18 protein-coding genes, 1 pseudogene and 1 other annotated feature are annotated in these 18,212 nt (G+C 68.3%); of the genes and pseudogenes, 7 read left to right on the forward strand and 12 right to left on the reverse strand.

Annotation, left to right across the window (positions count from 1 at the left end; all coding sequences use genetic code 11):
- Nucleotides 1-64 precede the first annotated feature (64 nt).
- The gene (locus Ae150APs1_RS09580; protein ID WP_010241215.1) at nucleotides 65-325 is read left to right on the forward strand and encodes a hypothetical protein; all 261 of its coding nucleotides are present in this window, start codon (nucleotides 65-67) and stop codon (nucleotides 323-325) included.
- A 34-nt stretch (nucleotides 326-359) separates the two neighbouring features.
- Here the strand turns inward: Ae150APs1_RS09580 and Ae150APs1_RS09585 are convergent, their stop codons facing one another.
- From Ae150APs1_RS09585 to rfbB, 3 genes are read right to left on the reverse strand one after another with little or no spacing between them, the layout of a single operon-like run.
- A complete protein-coding gene (locus tag Ae150APs1_RS09585) occupies nucleotides 360-698 on the reverse strand; it encodes a hypothetical protein (RefSeq protein WP_139316853.1) in 339 nt (112 codons plus the stop codon).
- 54 nt (nucleotides 699-752) lie between these two features.
- Entirely contained in the window at nucleotides 753-1,358 is a 606-nt protein-coding gene (gene rfbC / locus Ae150APs1_RS09590) for a dTDP-4-dehydrorhamnose 3,5-epimerase (protein ID WP_075297040.1), read from the reverse strand.
- Nucleotides 1,355-2,338, reverse strand: coding sequence for a dTDP-glucose 4,6-dehydratase (gene rfbB / locus Ae150APs1_RS09595; protein WP_075301912.1), 984 nt, complete (start codon nucleotides 2,336-2,338; stop codon nucleotides 1,355-1,357). The genes rfbC and rfbB overlap by 4 nt, the downstream gene beginning before the upstream one ends.
- A 246-nt stretch (nucleotides 2,339-2,584) precedes the next feature.
- On the opposite strand from rfbB, the gene rfbA reads away from it, so the two are divergent.
- Together rfbA and Ae150APs1_RS09605 are read left to right on the forward strand one after the other, a co-directional pair.
- Nucleotides 2,585-3,466 (forward strand): glucose-1-phosphate thymidylyltransferase RfbA, encoded by an 882-nt coding sequence (gene rfbA, locus Ae150APs1_RS09600; protein WP_075297042.1) that lies wholly within the window; start codon nucleotides 2,585-2,587, stop codon nucleotides 3,464-3,466.
- Between the two features lie 65 nt (nucleotides 3,467-3,531).
- Nucleotides 3,532-4,416 (forward strand): glycosyltransferase, encoded by an 885-nt coding sequence (locus Ae150APs1_RS09605; RefSeq protein WP_075297044.1) that lies wholly within the window; start codon nucleotides 3,532-3,534, stop codon nucleotides 4,414-4,416.
- A 4-nt stretch (nucleotides 4,417-4,420) separates the two neighbouring features.
- Here Ae150APs1_RS09605 and Ae150APs1_RS09610 read toward each other — a convergent pair.
- Nucleotides 4,421-5,667 (reverse strand): annotated as a pseudogene (locus tag Ae150APs1_RS09610) (IS3 family transposase).
- Nucleotides 5,258-5,386, reverse strand: a sequence feature (AL1L pseudoknot). (Overlaps the previous pseudogene by 129 nt.)
- A gap of 55 nt (nucleotides 5,668-5,722) precedes the next feature.
- Between Ae150APs1_RS09610 and Ae150APs1_RS09620 the strand changes: the two are divergent.
- The gene (locus Ae150APs1_RS09620; RefSeq protein WP_075297046.1) at nucleotides 5,723-5,995 is read left to right on the forward strand and encodes a hypothetical protein; all 273 of its coding nucleotides are present in this window, start codon (nucleotides 5,723-5,725) and stop codon (nucleotides 5,993-5,995) included.
- A gap of 16 nt (nucleotides 5,996-6,011) precedes the next feature.
- Here the strand turns inward: Ae150APs1_RS09620 and Ae150APs1_RS09625 are convergent, their stop codons facing one another.
- The 6 genes from Ae150APs1_RS09625 to Ae150APs1_RS09650 all read right to left on the reverse strand — a co-directional run bounded on the left by Ae150APs1_RS09625 (nucleotide 6,012) and on the right by Ae150APs1_RS09650 (nucleotide 13,693).
- On the reverse strand, nucleotides 6,012-7,235 hold the full coding sequence (locus Ae150APs1_RS09625) for a lipopolysaccharide biosynthesis protein (RefSeq protein WP_075297048.1): 1,224 nt from the start codon (nucleotides 7,233-7,235) through the stop codon (nucleotides 6,012-6,014).
- A gap of 31 nt (nucleotides 7,236-7,266) precedes the next feature.
- Entirely contained in the window at nucleotides 7,267-8,487 is a 1,221-nt protein-coding gene (locus tag Ae150APs1_RS09630; RefSeq protein WP_170918068.1) for a glycosyltransferase, read from the reverse strand.
- A 51-nt stretch (nucleotides 8,488-8,538) separates the two neighbouring features.
- Nucleotides 8,539-9,564 (reverse strand): glycosyltransferase family 2 protein, encoded by a 1,026-nt coding sequence (locus Ae150APs1_RS09635; RefSeq protein ID WP_075297051.1) that lies wholly within the window; start codon nucleotides 9,562-9,564, stop codon nucleotides 8,539-8,541.
- Complete coding sequence (locus Ae150APs1_RS09640; RefSeq protein ID WP_075297053.1) at nucleotides 9,561-10,946, reverse strand: O-antigen ligase family protein; 1,386 nt, start codon at nucleotides 10,944-10,946, stop codon at nucleotides 9,561-9,563. The genes Ae150APs1_RS09635 and Ae150APs1_RS09640 overlap by 4 nt, the downstream gene beginning before the upstream one ends.
- Before the next feature lie 73 nt (nucleotides 10,947-11,019).
- Nucleotides 11,020-12,144 (reverse strand): DUF1972 domain-containing protein, encoded by a 1,125-nt coding sequence (locus tag Ae150APs1_RS09645; protein ID WP_249266280.1) that lies wholly within the window; start codon nucleotides 12,142-12,144, stop codon nucleotides 11,020-11,022.
- 46 nt (nucleotides 12,145-12,190) lie between these two features.
- The gene (locus Ae150APs1_RS09650) at nucleotides 12,191-13,693 is read right to left on the reverse strand and encodes a polysaccharide biosynthesis tyrosine autokinase (RefSeq protein ID WP_075297056.1); all 1,503 of its coding nucleotides are present in this window, start codon (nucleotides 13,691-13,693) and stop codon (nucleotides 12,191-12,193) included.
- Nucleotides 13,694-14,033: 340 nt separating this feature from the next.
- On the opposite strand from Ae150APs1_RS09650, the gene Ae150APs1_RS09655 reads away from it, so the two are divergent.
- Nucleotides 14,034-14,825 (forward strand): glucose-1-phosphate cytidylyltransferase, encoded by a 792-nt coding sequence (locus Ae150APs1_RS09655; RefSeq protein WP_075297058.1) that lies wholly within the window; start codon nucleotides 14,034-14,036, stop codon nucleotides 14,823-14,825.
- Nucleotides 14,826-14,971: 146 nt separating this feature from the next.
- Nucleotides 14,972-15,760: a glucose-1-phosphate cytidylyltransferase gene (locus Ae150APs1_RS09660; RefSeq protein ID WP_075297060.1), complete on the forward strand. Its 789-nt coding sequence runs from the start codon at nucleotides 14,972-14,974 to the stop codon at nucleotides 15,758-15,760.
- Nucleotides 15,761-15,828: 68 nt separating this feature from the next.
- On the opposite strand, the gene Ae150APs1_RS09665 is transcribed toward Ae150APs1_RS09660, so the two are convergent.
- On the reverse strand, nucleotides 15,829-16,743 hold the full coding sequence (locus Ae150APs1_RS09665) for an LCP family protein (RefSeq protein ID WP_139316855.1): 915 nt from the start codon (nucleotides 16,741-16,743) through the stop codon (nucleotides 15,829-15,831).
- A 407-nt stretch (nucleotides 16,744-17,150) separates the two neighbouring features.
- On the opposite strand from Ae150APs1_RS09665, the gene Ae150APs1_RS09670 reads away from it, so the two are divergent.
- The gene (locus Ae150APs1_RS09670) at nucleotides 17,151-17,435 is read left to right on the forward strand and encodes a hypothetical protein (protein ID WP_075297062.1); all 285 of its coding nucleotides are present in this window, start codon (nucleotides 17,151-17,153) and stop codon (nucleotides 17,433-17,435) included.
- A 10-nt stretch (nucleotides 17,436-17,445) separates the two neighbouring features.
- Here the strand turns inward: Ae150APs1_RS09670 and Ae150APs1_RS09675 are convergent, their stop codons facing one another.
- Nucleotides 17,446-18,099, reverse strand: a complete 654-nt coding sequence (locus Ae150APs1_RS09675; RefSeq protein WP_083680037.1) for an HNH endonuclease — start codon at nucleotides 18,097-18,099, stop codon at nucleotides 17,446-17,448.
- Between the last annotated feature and the right edge of the window lie 113 nt (nucleotides 18,100-18,212).

Consider the following 18,212-nt stretch of genomic DNA (forward strand, 5'->3'; position numbering starts at 1 on the left):
TGTGGCACTCCTCGTCCATGCGGCTTTCGGATACTCGAAAGCTAGCACGGCAAACACTCGGGGTGTGGATCCGGACCAGCTCGCCGAGCTCGCGAGCCTGCTCGCCCGTCCGACCGACGAGCTGAGCGACGACGAACTGATTCAGGCCGTCCGTCTCGCCGACACCGATCGGGACGCGGCGCGGGAGCGGCTGGGGCGGCTGCTCGCGGCGCTCTACCAGCGGGAAGGCATGTCCTGGCCCCGACTCGGAGAGCAGACAGGCATCCCGTTCGGGACGGCTCACGGGCTCGCCCGGCCGTACATCGACCGCGACGAGTCGCCCTGAGCCGGAACGTCGGGAGCACCACTCCCCGGGATGCTCACCGACCCGCCGACCGCCAGACGTCGCCACTCCCGGAGCTGCCGAGCCACACGTACTGCCCGTAGCGCGCCACGAGCAGCCGGAACCGGTCCCGACCTCCCGCCCGGGTGGCACGAGCCTGCTCGACCAGGCGCCCGAGCCGCCGAGTTCCTCCCTCGACGACGGCATGGCGACCAGCATGGGAGGCAAGACCGATCTCGCCCTCGGGAGCGCCGTCCCGAATCGCGACCCACGACACCCTCGGCGCCACGACGATCAGGCCCGGACCGGCCTCCACGCCGCCGAATTCCGTACGGCGGCGGTCCAGGTACCCGACCACCACGTCGCCCGAGTTCAACGACCGATGCCGGCCGTCACTCCAGGACCAACCAGACTCTGGCGCGACCCAGATTCAGCGAGGCGCTCGGAGGCTGGCGTACCAGTCCTGACAGGCGTCCCAGATCGGCAGCGAACCGGCCGCCTCAGCCTCGGCCAGCGTGGGTGCTTCGCGGTCCTTCTCCGACAGCACCGGCTCGACACCGGCCACCCATGGGATAGCGAGTTGCGGGTCGATCGGAGTGATCCCGTGCTCTCGTTCCGGCGCGTACGACGTGGAACACAGGTATCCCACAACGGTGCCGTCGGTCATCGCCTGGAACGCGTGTCCGAGCCCCTCGGACAGGTACACGGCTCGCATCGAGTCGGCGTCCAGATCGACGACTTCGAACTGTCTGAATGTCGGAGACCCGACACGGATGTCGACGATGACGTCCCGCACAGCGCCGGCCGCGATGTACAGGTACTTCGCCTGACCCGGAGGTACGTCGGCATAGTGCACGCCGCGTACGACTCCGCGAGACGACACCGACTGGCTGGACTGCATGACGGAGAGGTCGAAGCCGAGAGCTTCGCGAAACACCGGCCCCTGGAACGGTGCGGTGAACCTGCCACGTGGGTCAGGAAAGACGGTCGGCTCGAACAGCCACGCCCCCGGAATACCGAGCTCGGTGGCCTTCACCGGACCACCCCGCTCTTCAGCGGCTCCCACCAGCCGCGATTCTCCCGGTACCAGGCGACCGTCTCGGCGAGCCCATCATCGAAAGAGCGTCGCGGCTCGTAGCCCAGCTCGTCGTGGATCTTGGACCAGTCCACCGAGTACCGCCGATCGTGTCCCTTCCGATCCGGAACTCGCTCGATCATCTCTTCGCCGACGCTGACAGCAGTGAGCAGTCGGGCAGTGAGCTCGCGGTTCTGGAGCTCCGTGCCGCCGCCGATGTTGTAGATCTCGCCCGCCCCTCCCTTCGCTGCGGCGAGAGCGATCCCGTGACAGTGGTCGTCGACGTGTAGCCAGTCCCGGACGTTCAGCCCATCGCCGTAGAGCGGCACCCTCTGCCCATCGAGCAGGTTCGTCACGAAGAGCGGGATGACCTTCTCGGGGAACTGGTAAGGCCCGTAGTTGTTGGAGCACCGGGTGATGACGACATCCAGTCCGTGCGTCCGGTGGTACGAACGCGCCAGGAGATCGCTTCCAGCCTTCGCCGCCGAGTACGGCGAGTTCGGCTCCAGCGGATGGTTCTCGGGCCACGACCCTTCGTCGATCGACCCATAGACCTCGTCGGTCGAGACGTGCACGAAACGCCCCACTCCCAGGTCGAGCGCCGCCTGTAACAGCACCTGAGTCCCGACGACATTCGTCGTCACGAAGTCTGCGGCACCGGTGATCGATCGATCAACGTGGGTCTCGGCCGCGAAGTGTACGACGACGTCCGCTCCCGCCAGTACCTCGGCGACCCGGACCGAGTCACGGATGTCGGCTCGCTGAACGTGCAGCTGCGGAGAGTCACTGACGGAGTCGAGGTTCTCCTCCCGACCTGCGTAGGTGAAGGCGTCCAGGACCGTCACGTCCGCACCCGTGAACGGCTCATAGCCGCCATTCACGAGGGTTCGCACGAAATGGGAGCCGATGAACCCGGCACCACCTGTGACCACCAGTCGCATGCACACCTCGCCGATCGTGGAGCTCATCCACCCGGCCGGGTGAACTACTGATAGTTTTCCATGACTCAATCGACGACTTGCTCTAGGGAGCCCCGACACCATCACTCCTGTGCACACTCGTCGCCAGAACACGAGGGAAGCCGGTCGTGCTGAGCCACGACCCTTCCGCGCCACCTCATCGAGACACGTCCCGTCTCGACTGCAGCGCGCCGAAGCCTCGGACGAACTCGAAGGGAACGCGCGACCGTGAAGGGCATCATCCTGGCCGGGGGGACCGGCAGCCGACTGTTTCCGATCACGCGGGCCGTGTCCAAGCAGCTTCTGCCGGTCTACGACAAGCCGATGATCTACCACCCTCTGGCCACTCTCATGCTGGCCGGCATCCGCGAGATCCTGCTCATCTCCACCCCGCACGACCTGCCCGGCTTCCAGCGGCTCCTCGGCGACGGGAGCCAGTTCGGCCTCGAGATCGACTATGCGGAGCAGCGCGCTCCGAACGGCCTGGCCGAGGCCTTCGTGATCGGCGCCGACCACGTCCGCGGCGGCCCGTCGGCACTCGTACTCGGCGACAACATCTTCCACGGTCCGTCCTTCTCCTCGACCCTGCAGAGCGCTGCGCGCAGCGTTGCGACCGGTGAGTACGGATGCGTCCTGTTCGGGTATCCCGTGAAGGATCCGCAACGCTATGGCGTCGGCGAGGCGGACATCGACGGCACACTGATCTCGATCGAGGAGAAGCCGGTCGAGCCACGCTCCGACCGAGCCATCACGGGGCTCTACCTCTACGACGACCAGGTCGTCGACATCGCCGCCGGCATCGGTCCCTCGGCCCGCGGCGAGCTTGAGATCACCGACGTCAACCGCGCCTACCTCGAGCAGGGTCGTGCCCACCTGCACGACCTCGGCCGCGGGTTCGCATGGCTGGATACCGGGACCCACGAGTCCCTCATGGAGGCGGGCCAGTACGTCCGGGTCCTGGAAAACCGCCAGGGCATCCGGATCGCGTGCATCGAGGAGGTCGCCCTGCGCATGGGCTGGATCACCTCCGAACAGTGCCGTGCCCTCGGCCGAGCACAATCCGGATCCGGATACGGTGAATACGTCATGGCTGTCGCCGACCAGATATGAGATGCACGGAGCCGCCCACGCAGTCCGGCCCGCCCGACTAGATCAGCTCAGGCTAGGGACCACCCATGCACGTCCTCTTCGTCGCTCACTCGTCGACGACGGCGGGAGCCGAACGCACACTCGTCGCCCTTGCCTCCGCCGCGGTCCGATGTGGAGACCAGGTCACCGTGTCGATTCCACGCAAGGGGCCCATCGAGCGGTTGATCCGTGACCGGCTGCCGGGGGCGGAAGTGATCGTCCAGCCCTGCCAGTGGTGGATGGGAGTCCGGCATCGGACCTTCACGGGGGCGTTGCGGACCCTCCAGTCGCTAGCCCAGCTCGTTCCCTGGCTCATGCTGTTACGTCGGACGAGACCCGACGCCGTCGTCGTCATCGGGTCGACGGTCACCCCCGCGCCGCTCTTGGCTGCGGTACTCGCAGGCACACCCCGATCGATCATTCTCGGCGAGAGCATCCGCTCGAACCCGACCTTGCGTTCGCTGATCCCGAAAGCTCTGATCGTGCGCGCTCTCGATGCCTGGTCCGACGTCAGTATCGCCGTGTCGGAGTATGCGGCCTCCCAGTACCGGCGGCCGACGTTGATCGAGTACCCGCCCATCGAGATCCCGGAGACGGTCAGCGAGGTCCGCGACGAGCCCCCGCACATGCTGGTGGCCGTCCTACTGGGCACCCTTTCCACGGAGAAAGGCCAGTTCGATCTCGTCGAGGCTGCGAGGCGAATCGTCGCGAGCGGTGCACCGGTGCGGATCGAGTTGTACGGCGACGCAGCCCCCGACGACCTTGCACGACTGCACGACATGATCTGGGATGCCGATGTCGAGTCCGTGCTCCGCTACCGGGGAGCGAGCAGCAACCCGATCGGTGTTCTCGCCGGCGTGGACGTCAGCCTGGTCTGCTCACGCAACGAGGCATACGGCAGGGTGTCAAGTGCCGGGTTTGGTAGAGGCTGAGTTCTCATGCTCCGGCGGGCTGCCGGGCGGTCGTGGTGGTGGCGTTATGGATCTCGTACTCGACCGGCGGGACGAAGCCGAGTTCGCCGTGTAGTCGGCGGTGGTTGTACCAGTCGACGTACTCGGCGACCGCGAGTTCAAGGTCGCTGATCCCCGCCCACGGCCCCTTGTTGCGGATCAATTCGGCCTTGAACAACGAGTTGAATGCCTCCGCCATCGCGTTATCATAGGAATCGCCGACCGACCCGACGGAAGCGACGACACCAGCTTCGCCGAGCCGCTCAGTGTAGCGAATGGCAACGTATTGGACACCGCGGTCCGAATGATGCGTTAACCGCGACAGATCTGCACCGCTGCGTTCCCTGATCCAGATCCCCATGTTGAGTGCGTCTAGGGCGAGATCGGTGTAGAGATGACGTGACAGCTGCCAACCCACGATCCTCCGGGAGAACGCGTCCAAGACGAACGAGGCATACACCCAACCGGAATGCGTCTAGATGTAGGTGATGTCGGCGACCCACAACCGGTTCGGGGCCGTCGCGGTGAAGTCGCGCTCGACCAGGTCCGGGCGCAGGTCGGGGCTGTCGGCACGGATGGTGGTCCGCGGCACCCGCTGCCGCCGGACACCGCGCAGGCCTGCGGCTTTCATGAGCCGGCCGACGGTGCACCGCGCGACCGGCCGGTCGTCCACGCCGCCTTCGCGGCCCAGCTGTGCCCAGACTTTCCGGACGCCGTAGACGCCGTAGTTCTCGGCGTGCACGCGTGCGATCTCGGCGGAGACGAGGATGTCGCGTTCCGCCCGGGCCGAGGGTGGACGGGTCTTCGCCGCATAGTAGGCACTCGGGGCGATCGGGATACCGGCGTCTTTCAGCACGGCACAGATCGGCCCGACCCCGAACTCGTTCCTGTTCTTGTCGATGTAGTCGGTGACTACCGTTGCGGGCGGTCGAGCTCCGCCGCGAAGAAAGCCGAAGCGGACTTGAGAATGATGTTGGCCCGGCGGAGTTCACGGGTCTCCCGCTCCAGCTCCGCCAGCCGAGCGGCCTGATCGGTCGTCGTCCCAGGCCGGGATCCAGCGTCGATCTCGGCTTGCTTCACCCAGCCGCGCAGGGTTTCCGGAAGGATTCCCAGCTGGTCACCGATACGGCGGCAGACGTTCGTGCCGGCGTTGACAGGGTCGGCCTTGGCGTCGAGGACCAGCCGGATCGCTCGTTCCCGCAGCTCGTTGGGGTGCTTCCGTGGGGCTGCCATCGCTGCTCATCATCTCCTGGCTTGACACCCTCCATCAAACCCGGCGCGAGACAGGGTGACGATCGAATCGGTCCTGGTGGGGACACCAGTCGTCGGTTACGACCTCGGGGGAACGCGGGAGATCCTCCGCGACGGCGGCGGGATCCTGATCGAGCCGGCGCCGGCCGCGATGGCGAGCATCCTGGGCCGGCTCGCCCGCGATCCGGCCGCGCTCCGCGGCCTGCGCTCATCCGCGGCAGAGCGTGCGAGGAGCCGCGCAGGCGTCGGCGATGCGGACCGCCAGTGGTCGCGCCTGCGGGATGCTCTGGCACGGGAGCGCCTCCGGTAGTTCCGAGCGACCGACGTCATTCCCGTGCCTGTGTGGCGACGGACCGCTCCCGACGGGTCCCGACGAAGGCCGCCAGAGCGAGACTCAAGTACTTCCCCACCGCCGCGACGGCGAACCCCGTCGCGGCGCCCATCTCGTCCCACCACCATCCACCAGCGGCGACAGCGCCGAGGAGCAGGACCGAGCTGACAAGGCTCTGGAGCCCGACGAATCGTTCACGCCCCATCCCCTGCAGCAAGGCTGCAAGTGGAGTGGCCAGGGCGACGACGGGGAAGGTCACGACGAACACCGCGACGAGGGGGCCGGCCGAGGCGTAGGCATCGCCGAGCAGCAGGACACTCACCTCGGTGCCGAACCATCCGACAGGTGCCGCCAGGATGGTCAGCACAGCGGTGAGTCCCACGACAGCGCGCAGCAGCCGGCGGCGAGCACCGTAGTCCGCCCGCGCTGTTGCCGGGAGCACCACCGCGGCCAAGGTGGAGGACAGGAGTTGGAACGGAGACGTCAGCTTCGACGCGGCCGAGTAGAACCCGGCACCGGCCGGTGAGGTCAGTGCGGCCACGAGAAACACGTCCAGGGCACGGCTCTGGACGGACAGGTCATTGATCGCAAAGGGCACCGATCTGCGCAAGACGTCTACGACGGCAGTCGCTCGCCGAGCGACGACGCCATGTCGCCGCAGCAGCTGTCTGATGTGTACCGATCCGATTGCGGCGCCCGAAGCCATACCGATCGCGTACAGCATCGTGCCCGGACCCGCGTCGGCGACGAGCAGGAGCAGGAACACCGCGCAACTCACGAGACGGCGGAGCAGGATCGACGTAGCGACCGCCGTGGCGAGGTCGGCGGCGATGACGACCGCGAGCCTGGTCTCGCAGTACTTCTCCAGCCCTTGGGCCATGACCAGCAGCGACAGTGCAGCGAGCAGCGTCCTGGGAACTCCGGGGACGACCAGCGCCAGGAGGGCGACACCGCCGATGGTGCCGCCGAGAGCCGCCCGTCCGCTGAACCAGAGGATCGTGCGGACCTCGTCGATCTTGCCTACGGCGTACGAGCGGCCGGCGAAGCTGGACATGCCGACGTCGGCGACGATGAACCACACCAGGAACACGCCGATCAGTGCGGTCACGACGCCGTACTCGGACGGTGCCACTGAGCGCGCAAGCGCGATGCCCATCGCCGCCTGCGCGACGGCACCCGCCACTCGGGCGATCGAGGCGGAGAGGAATGTCTTCCTCATCGGTGACGACAGTCCGGGTAGGCGGGGGATGTCATCGAGAGGTCCGGATCGCGGCGGCAGCCTGTGCCCGCCCGTACAGCCCCGTGAGCGCGCGGAAGTGCTGATCCCCACTCGTCACCCGATCGGCCAACTCCTCCTCGAACGCCTGTGGTGAAGCGATCTCACCGCCGAGGAACCGCTCGATCGTCCCGCTCCATCCCGCGACCGAGTGTTCGGACACCATCCCGGTCATCCCGTCGGTGACCAGCTCCGGCATGCCCCCACGGTCCGCCACCAGAGCGGGCACGCGAGCCATGAGGCTCTCCCGCACGCTGAACGGGCTGTTCTCGAACCAGATCGCAGGGTGCAGCGTCGCGGCGGTGGTCCGCAGGGTCGCACCGATCTGGTCGGGAGTGAGGTGTCCGACGAAGCAGACGCGGTCCACCGCGTGCTCCGCCACGTAGCGGTGCAGCTGCGGTTCGTCGGCTCCCGTGCCGGCGATCGTCAGTATGCGGTCGCCGGTGCGCGTACCGAGTGCCTTCCATGCCTGTAGGACGGTCAGTACGTCCTTCTCCGGGGCGAGCCGGCCCATGTAGAGCAGACCGGTCGCCTCGGCATCCCGACGGTGGGGAGTCTCTCGCCAGGGAAGATCGAGCACCTCAGTCCGTGCCGGCGACCATCCGTCTGCGTGCAGCGTCTGCTCCATGAATCGCGACGGGCAGTGGACGATCATGTCGCCGGCACCACGCATGATCCGGTCGCTGACGATCGTCTCGACTCCACCCACCGCGGACGCGCCGAGGCTGCCCTTGATGCACCGGCGCCGCACCGGGTTGATCGCGCGACGCACCGGAGAGGCGCCGACGCACACCTGGCACAGGTCGGACGTGGAGTCGGCCCACAGACGTTGGTTCGCGCACACGAGCTTGTACTCGTGCGCCGTCACGACGCGACCGATCCCGCGCCCGCCGGCAGCCCGGACGACGGCGCTCGTCAACTGGTAGCAGGTGCCGTGGAAGTGCACGACATCCGGCGCGAACTGCTCCAGTGCCGCCGCCATCCGTCGTCCGTTCGCCACCGAGTAGACGCTGCTCGCCGCGTCGTCGAGCCGCTCCCGGAGACTTCCGGATGTGTAGCTGCGAGCGGGCGTCTCGAATCGAGGAGAGCCGGGCGCGATGGGCGACGATCCACTCGGTGCCTCCATCCCGAACAGGGCCACCTCGTGACCGCGGGTTGTGAGCTCGTCCGCGAGCCATTCCAGGTACGTCTCCACGCCGCCCACCCGGTGCAAGAACTTGCTGGCCAGGAGTACACGCATCGTCGATCAGCCCGCTTCCGTCGGCCGCGTCGACCGGTTCCACTCGACGTCCCCGATCGGGCCAGGGGTCACCGCCCACCGGACGAACCACACCGAGAGCGTCAGCTGGTCGCGCAACCAGGTGGCGCGCTCCCGCCGCTGCCCGAACGCCGCCGGGACCGCCAGTGCTCCCCTGACCAGGCCACCGGCCGCCACCAGCAGCTTCAGTGGACTCTCGCCTACCCCGGAGGTGTCCATCAGCGACAGACAGGGGGCGACGACCAGTTCCATGAGCCGGAGCTGGCGGCGCTGCGCCGTGTTCGACTTCCGGCTGACCCCGCCGACGTGCTCGGCGGACAGGTCCCCGGACACCACGACCCGATATCCGAGGGAGTGCGACCGATGACAGATCTCCTGGTCCTCGAGATACATCGGGAGCCGGGTGTCCAGCCCCCTGCCGAACACCTCCTTGCGGATCGCCATATAGGCACCGGAGGTGAAGTCGACGTCATGCACGCCCGGGCCGCCGACGGAGATCGAGCGCCGTGGGGTCCCCAGTAGCCCAGGTAGCGCAGGCAGACCGACCAGCGTCGCGAACAACCGGCGCTTGTTCCAGACCCTGCGGGCCGAGCCACGGTCGACGGTCCCGTCGGGTGCCAGAAGGGTCGGTGCCGCGACGCCGATGCCAGGCTCCTCGGCGAGCGCCACGACGCGGTCCAGGACCTGCGCGGAGGTCGCGACGTCCGGATTGTGCAGCAGGACGACCTGCGGCTCGCCCCATCGTGCCCTGCCGAGCTCGACGGCGTGGTTCACGCCGAAGGAGAACCCGAGGTTGCACGGCGCGACCTCGGCCAGGAACCGGTCGGACACGGACGGGTCGACCGCGGCGCGCGCCGTCGCGACGCACTCGTGGTCGTCACTGTTGTCCAGGAACACCGCCGCGCGATCTGATCCGCCGATGAGCCAGCCGCTGATGGTCGCGGCAAGGTCGGCCACGGCGGCGCCGGACCGATACGTGATCACGACGACCAGGGTGGAGAGAGTGGGGTTCACACCGGTCCGTTCGAAGGTCGTGGGGCCCGGAGGCCCGGGGACGTTGTGCGGGGAGAGTCGGTCCGAGCCGGCAACTGCCCACCGGCCAGGCAGAGCAGGAAGACCAGACCAAGGAGGCTGTGCAGCGGGAGGAGCCCCTCCAGGCCGTTGTAGCCGGCCGTCACCGCGGCGAAGGCCACGACACCGGCGGCTCCGGCGTGCGCACCCGAACGCGCTGCTGCGGCTACCACCAGGGCCAGTGTCGCCAGGAGCAGCACCAGGCCGGGAACACCCAGGCTGACAAGGATCTGCAGCAGGGAGTTCTCCATCGGGTAGGCGCCGTGCGAGAGCGCGATGGTGAGCGGGTCTGCCGTGGTCGGCCCGCTGCCGGTCCAGCCGGAGGAACGCGCCAACGCGATGGCCTCGGCCACGTTGTCCCCCCGCACCTCACTGGATCGTGCGGCTTCGCCGGTGCTCGTCCGTGCTCCGAGGAGACCCGAGGCCGCCACCGCTGCAACTGCCAAGGGCGCCAGCGCGAGCAGCCGCATGGGCTTCGGAGATCGGGTGCGACGCAGCTGTGGCAGACGGACGACGGTGACGACCGCGCCGACGACAGCGGCGACCGCGAGTGCACCGCGAGACACTGTCGAGGCCGCACCCGCGACAGCGGCGATCAGCGGGATCAGGCTCTGCGGCACGTCGTCGATCCAGCGGACGAAGAACACTGCGAAGGCCACCGTGAAGAAGGTCCCGGCATACAGCGGGTGCCCGAACCCGACGCTGGCGCGATGAACACCACCGTCGAGCTGAAGGCCCCGACCGACCGCGTCATAGAGCGGCATGTAGATCGGGTTCTGCTGGGTCGCGACCTCGACCACGGCGAACACGGCCGCAGCGACGGTCACCACCGCCAGCGTCCGCACGAGTAGATCGGCTTCACGACCGGACACCCGCACGAAGAGTACGAGCACGGTGCCGACAGCGAAGCTGATCAGCCACTCCCGGGCCGACGGGCCCCCGCCGCTTACGATCGGAGGCCGGACCAGCATCAGGTAGGTGGTCCACAGCACGAGTAGCGCCGCTGCGAACCGCGCTGCGAGCCACCCCCGGTGGATCGGGTCAGGACGAACAGCCGGCGCCGCAGGCCACCTCCGCACCGCCCAGAAGAGGATCACCACCAGGGCCGGGGTGAGACCGAAGTACCCGTAGCCGATCAGTTGCTGGGGTAGCACTGCATAGAGGACGAGTGCCGCGGAAGGCAGGACGTGAACCGGTGCCGTCGCCGCTGCGACCAGCGCGACCAGGACGAGGACCAGCACGACACCGACAACACTCCCGTTGCGATGGGTCAGTGCTGCCACCGCGTATCCGATCGGCACGACGCCGGCGACGATCGCCGCCACGAGTGCCGGGCCGACGAGGTCGGCCGGCCTACCGCGGAGCAATCGGGAGATCGCCCTCAACGGACTGCCCCCTTCACCGTCCGGCCGCGCCGTCGCGGCCCCGAGCGTCCAGGCGCCGGGCGAGGGCCTCGTAGTCCTCGGTCACCGCCTCCCAGGCGTAGGTCGCCAGGACGTGCTTCTTGCCGGCCCGTCCTTGCTCCTCGACCCTGTCCGGCGCGGCCTCGACGTCCTCGACCCGTTCGGCCACCGCAGTGGCATCACCGAAGTACGAACCGTCGTCCCGGACGATCTCGCGATTGAAGTCGACGTCCCAGGCGACGACGTAAGCACCGGCGCCCATCGCGCGCAGCAGCGACGGGTTGGTGCCGCCGACCGAGTGCCCGTGTAGATAACTGGCGCAGTTTGCATAGAGCTGGTCCAGCAGATCCTGATCCCACACCGCCCCGACCAGCTGAACCCGTTCGTCGGCGGCGGCGAGATCGGCTACACGGCGGTTGTACTCGGTCTCGTACGGCACGGACCCGACAACGACCAGCGGCAGCACAGCGCCGCTACGCGTGTAGCTGTCCACGATCACGTCGACGTGGTTCTCCGGCTCCATGCGCGCGACGACCAGGTGATAGCCGCCGGCTTCGAGGCCAAGCGGATCCAGCAACTCGGGTCTGTCCGGTTCGACCTCGGGAGCGCCGTAGGCGATGAAGTCGCTGCCCACCCCGTACTTGTGACGGTAGTAGTCCTCGATACCGCGAGCATCGGCGATCAATGCATCGGCCATTCGGGCAGCGAACCGCTCGCACAGCAGGTAGTAGGTGCGACCAGCACGACCCCATTTCGCCCTGCGCCACTCGAGCCCGTCCACATGCACTGCCACCGGTATCCGAAGAATCTTCAGGAAGATGATCAGTGGAGCGTTGGCCGCGTTGAACACGAGAGCGACGTCCGGCTGATGCCGACGTCGGACAGCATGCAAGACCGACAGGAACGTGTGTGAGAGCGTTTCGACTGAGCGGCCCCGCAAGCTCGGAAGCACGACCCGCCGCATGCCGAGATGGTGGGTGGACGCATCGTCCCGGCCACGGCAGTAGACGGTGACCTGGTGTCCTCTGTCCGCTAGCCGGCGCCCGATCTCCTCCACGGCGGTCTCGAATCCGCCATAGCGTGCGGGGACCCCTCGCGTACCGATCATGCTGATGTGCACGTAGTTCTCATCTCCCTCGCACCCTCACGGGACTCGGACGGCTCGATCAGCGGCCAGGACGTTGCACCCATGTGGTTCGCTCGCTGGCCCGCGGAGCCGATGCGCTCGCAGAACGCGGCCATCCCGCTGAGGCGCGCGGAGGGGAGTCCTCGGCCGCGCCGTGGCGATAGGTCCCACCGGCCTGGCCGTCACGCACGCTCTCGTAGGTGCCGTCGTAGCCGGAGTCGCGACCGATACGCCGAGCGGGCACGAGCGTGAGAATCACGCCGAGGACGTTTCCGGACACCGCACGCAGCGCATGGGAAGCAGAGGAGAGTTGCTGAGTCGTGGTGCGGCCGTAACCGCAGAGCAGCAGCGCTCCGTCGGTAGCGGGAAGGAGCGCAGCGGCATCGGCGACCGGTAGCACCGGCGGGGTGTCGATGAGAACGAGGTCGTAGGTGACCCGTGCCTCGTGGAGCAGAGTACGCATCTGATTGCTTCCGAGAAGCTCACTCGGATTCGGCGGAAGCACACCGCTCGGAAGCAGATCCAGCGAACCACCGCCCCAGTTGTGAACGGCACGCCCGAGCGACAACCCGCCGGAGAGGACGGTCGTCAGTCCGACAGCCCGGTCGACGCCGAACAGCGCCGAGACGCCCGGACGACGCAGATCACCTTCGATCAGTAGGACTCGCCGACCCGTGGACGCCACCGCGGTGGCCAGGTTGGCGGTGGTGGTCGACTTACCTTCTCCAGCGACACCACTGGTGACGACCACGACCTTCCGCGGTTTGTCCACGTCGACGAACTGCAGGTTCGTACGGATCCGCCGGAAGTTCTCGGAGATCGGGGTGTTCGGCGACTCGTGAACGGTGAGTGGCGTGGCCGGAACGCTTGGGTCCAGCAGGACCGCGCCGAGGGCCGGCGCCTTCACGATCGCGGCTGCCTCGTCGGAGGTGGTCACAGTGTTGTCGAGCGCGTCGCGGACATAGGCCGCAACCACACCGATCACCAGCCCGACCGCCAACCCCAGTGCGAGCAGGAAAGCCGCCCCCGGTGACGACGGGGTATCCGGTACGGCAGCCGGCTGGATCACCCGTGCTCCGACGTAGGTGAGGTTCTGGTCGTTCTGGGGCCGTTCCAGTTCCCCGACGACCTCGCCGGTCACCTCGGCGACCGTGTTTGCGATGTCGGCCGCCCGCTGGGGCGACGGATCCGTCGCCGTCACCCCGAAGATCACGGAGTTCGGAGAACTGCTCGTACCCACCTGTGCTGCGAGATCGGCAGGCGTCGTCGCGAGCCCTAGACGTCGACCTGTCTCTCCGAGCACCCGGTCGCCGGTCACCAACTCGACGTAGGAGGTGATGCGGTCCTGGGAGAGCTGGGCACCCTGGTAGGCGTCCTGCGGGTTGTTGACGACCTGAGTCGTCACGAACAACGAGGTCTGCGCCGTGTACTCCGGCGATCGTCCGAACGAGACCGCAGCAGCGCTGAGCATCCCCAGCCCGACACAGACTGCGATGACGATCCAGCGCTCGCCCAGCACACGAAGGTGCCCACGCAAATTCATCCGCCATCCCGATCATGCGCTTGGTGATGATCACGGCTGACGAAGAGGTGCTTCGACATCCGAAGACGCGGGCACCGACGTCGCGCAGCCGCTCGACGTCCTCCGACACGGAGCCTAATGCGTTACCCCATCGGGGGTAACTCGCGAGCGTGCTCAGTGCCGCGAATATTGCACACAGTTGCCGTGGTCAGGACTTTTACGCCCGTACATCGACCAGACGGGGGTAGCCGTTACTGATCTTCCAGAGACCGGTCGAGGCATCCGCGGAGGGCTGGCGATCCGCTGCGCGGTACTTTCATCCGTCGAAGCACGCGCCCCCAGCGCCGACGAGAGGCCCGCATTGCACCCCGACACCCCCGTCGTCATCCTCTGCGGAGGCCAGGGCACCCGCATCCGCGAGGCCAGCGAGTCCCTCCCGAAGGCCATGGTGGAGGTGGGCGGACGCCCGATCGTCTGGCACATCATGAAGCTCTACCGCCAGGCCGGCTTCCGCCGTTTCGTCCTCTGCCTCGGCTACAAGAGCTGGGCGGTCAAGGAGTACTTCCTCGACTACCGGGCCCGGCAGGTCGACTTCACCCTGGCCATGTCCGACCGCCACCGCATCGACTTCCACGGCGGCGTCGACGAGGACTGGGAGATCACCTTCGCCGAGACCGGCCTGGAGGCCGCGACCGGCGCCCGCGTCCGGAAGATCGCCCCGTACGTCGACACCGACCACTTCTTCCTGCCCTACGGCGACGGCGTCTCCGACATCGACATCGCCGCGCTGGCCGCGGAGCACGAGGCGTCCGGGAAGCTCGGGACCATCACCGGCGTCCACCCGACGTCGAAGTTCGGTGAGATGAACGTCGAGGGCGACAAGGGCGACGAGTTCAACGAGAAGCCCACCCAGGTCTCCGGCTTCGTCTCCGGCGGGTTCTTCGCGTTCAGGCGCGAGTTCCTGGCCGAGTACCTCGACTCCGAGAGCGACGACCTGTGGCTCGAGCACGAGCCGCTGCAGAAGCTCGCCCGCGACGGGCAGCTGAACGTCCACCGGCACGACGGCTTCTGGTGCGCGATGGACACCTACAAGGACTTCCAGTACCTCAACGGCCTGTGGTCGCGCGGCGACGCACCGTGGAAGACCTGGTGAGCAGGGTTTCCCGGCACCGTCGGGGGCTTGGTCACAGTCCTCGCCGTGATCGGTGCGGGTAGCCGGGAAGCGAGTAGCTTGTCCGGCCGAGGCACGCTCCCCCCCAGCGCCGGCGAGCGGCTCCCCCGAGCCGACGAAAGGTCCGTATGCACCCCGACACCCCAGTCGTCATCCTCTGCGGAGGCCAGGGCACCCGCATCCGCGAGGCCAGCGAGTCCCTCCCCAAGGCCATGGTCGAGATCGGCGGACGCCCGATCGTCTGGCACATCATGAAGCTCTACCGCCAGGCCGGCTTCCGCCGCTTCGTCCTCTGCCTCGGCTACAAGTCCTGGGCCATCAAGGAGTACTTCCTCGACTACCGGGCGCGGCTGGCGGACTTCACGCTCAACATGGGCGAGAAGCACCAGATCGACTTCCACAACGGGGTCGACGAGGACTGGGAGATCACCTTCGCGGAGACCGGCCTGGAGACGGCGACCGGCGCCCGCGTCCGCGCGATCCGCGACTACGTCGACACCGACAACTTCCTGCTGACCTACGGCGACGGCGTCTCCGACATCGACATCGTCCGGCTCACCAAGGAGCACGAGGAGTCCGGGAAGGTCGGCACCGTCACCGGCGTGCACCCCACCTCGAAGTTCGGCGAGATGAACGTCGAGGGCAACGAGGTCGTCGAGTTCAACGAGAAGCCCACCCAGGTCTCCGGCTTCGTCTCCGGCGGGTTCTTCGCGTTCAAGCGCGAGTTCCTCGACGACTACCTCGACGACGACCCGCAGCTGTGGCTGGAGCACACCCCGCTGCAGAAGCTCGCCCGCGACGGCCAGCTGAACGTCCACCGCCACGACGGCTTCTGGTCGGCCATGGACACCTACAAGGACTTCCAGCACCTCAACGGGCTCTGGTCCCGCAACGAGGCCCCTTGGAAGGTCTGGTGACGCCCTGAGGCGCCCCCACGGACGACGACGGGCCGGTACGCGAGCTGCGTACCGGCCCGTCGTGCGTCTCAGGACGGGGTGCCGCTGAGCGTCTCGGACGGGTTCGCGTCGGCGTACTGCTCGACCGACCCGTTCCGGATCGCATCCCACAGCTGCGGGCCGCGCTGGTCGTCGAGGTACACCACCGACTGCGTGCCCTCCCGGCCCAGGCCGGCGACCGGCGCCGTCAGGAAGCTGACGTCGGAGCCGCGCAGGTTGCGGTTCTCCACCGCCAGCTGCACCAGGCCGGTGTTGGACAGCGAGTCGTCGATGCTCACCGCGTCACCCACGCTCGTCGCGAACGTGTACAGCGCGGCCGGGTCGGTCGTCGCCTTGCGCTGCACCTGCTCCAGCAGCGCCTTCATCGCGTTCTGCTGGCGCGCGGCGCGGTCGATGTCGCCGTTGGGCAGGTCGTAGCGCTGCCGGACGTAGGCCAGGGCCTGCGCGCCGTCGAGGTGGTTCTCGCCCTGGACGAAGTCGACGCCTGCGTTGCTCGTGGCCCGCGCGACCGTCACGTCGATCCCGCCGACGGAGTCGACGAGCGAGGTGAACCCCGCGAAGTCGACGACCCCGAAGTGGTCGACGCGCACGCCCGTCAGCTGCTCGACCGTCCCGATCAGCAGCGACGGCCCGCCGAACGCGTAGGCGGCGTTGATCTTGTTCATGCCGCGGCCGGGGATGTCCACCCAGGAGTCGCGCGGGATCGAGACGACCGAGGCGCTCTGCCCGTCCGGCGCGAAGGTGCCGAGCATGATGACGTCACTGCGCTCGGACCCGGCGTCGACGCTCTCCTCGGCGCCGCTGCCGGTCGTCGGGACGTCCGAACGGGAGTCGGTGCCGACGAGCAGGAACGTCGTGCCGCCGAAGGTCGCCGGACGGTCGCCGGCGCCGAGGCCCTGGAAGGCGCCCGGGATGCGCGGGACGTCGTTGCCGACGCTCGACACCAGGTACACGAGCCCGCGCCGCCCACGACGAGCAGCAGCACGAGCACGAGGGCTCCGAGGGTGACCAGCAGCCGGCGCCCGGTACGGCGGGGCTTCACGGGGGGTGGGGTGACCACGTTGCGCATCGGGATCCTTCCGGGACCGTTCCGGACCGTCGGCCGGTCCGGTCCTCTCGTCGTCGTAGGACGCGCGTCGTTACCGCGGGGTTCGGCGCATCGTCGGAATCGACGGGACGACTACGCATCGTCGGAGGTCAGAGACCCACAGCGACGCATGGTGAACGGGGGTGCGCCCGGTGTCATCAATTGGAGTGAACCACCGGCCGGATCGCTAATCCGCCGACCGGAGTAGGCGAGACAGAAGCAGAACGGCCGCCCAGGCCGTGCGACCGGCTGGAGGAGCTACCGATGAGCACCGCCCACGACACCGCCGCGAGCGTGTCCGCCACGACCGCCGACGCGATCCCGGCGCCGCGGGCCGCGACCGACGCCGAGAACACCTCCGCAGCTCCCCCCGCTGTCCCGGCCACGCCCACGACCGCGCTCTGCCGGTGCGGGCACGAGCAGGACGTCCACGAGCACTACCGCCCCGGGACCGACTGCGGGATCTGCGGCACCTCCTGCCGCGCGTTCCGCGCCGCGACCGACCCGGCCACCACGCGTCGGCGCCGGCGGCGGGCCCGCCGGTCCTGACCGGCCCCGCTCAGGCCGCCGACAACCACGGATCCCACGCCGGCAGCGGCTCGACCGCCAGCACGAGCACGCCGGCCCCGTTCCGCTTCGGCGGGCCGGGCTTCGTCCGCAGCGTCCAGCCGATCTCCTCCACGAGCCGGTCCGCCTTGCGCGAGTTGCACGCCTTGCAGGCGGCGACGCAGTTCTCCCAGCTGTGCGCGCCACCGCGGCTGCGCGGGATCACGTGGTCGATGGTGTCGGCACGCTTCGTGCAGTAGGCGCAGCGACGGCTGTCGCGCCGCAGCACCCCGGCCCGGGTCATCGGGACCGCGCGCCGGTAGGGGACGCGGACGTAGCGGGACAGGCGCAGCACCGAGGGAGCGGGGAGGGTGAGGCTCTCCGAGTGGAACGAGGTGCCCTCCAGCGCCTCCTGGAGACACTCGGCCTTGCCGGAGAGCAGCAGGCAGATCGCACGTTTCGACGTGACGACGGCCAGCGGTTCAAAACTGGCGTTGAGGAGCAGGACCCGGGACCCCGTCGGGACCGGAGCCGTGGTCAGCGGCTCGATCCCCGGTGCCGGGAGGTGATCTTCGGGGATGCCGTCGTCGGGGAGCGGATCGACCGCTCGCAGATCGGGGGCGACGACGGACTCGGCACCATGGGGGACGGGTTGTCGGTGCGGCACGCGACCACCTCCGCGACTGCTCGAGGTCCGGCTTGTAGTCGACCATACGGAAGCGAGGTTTCGCGAGTGTGATATCGGAACCGCCGGCGCGTGTCCGGCGGGTTCCCGCCGAC

Origin of the sequence: Pseudonocardia sp. Ae150A_Ps1 (assembly GCF_001932315.1) — a bacterium.
In the GTDB taxonomy this organism is placed as follows: Bacteria; Actinomycetota; Actinomycetes; order Mycobacteriales; family Pseudonocardiaceae; genus Pseudonocardia.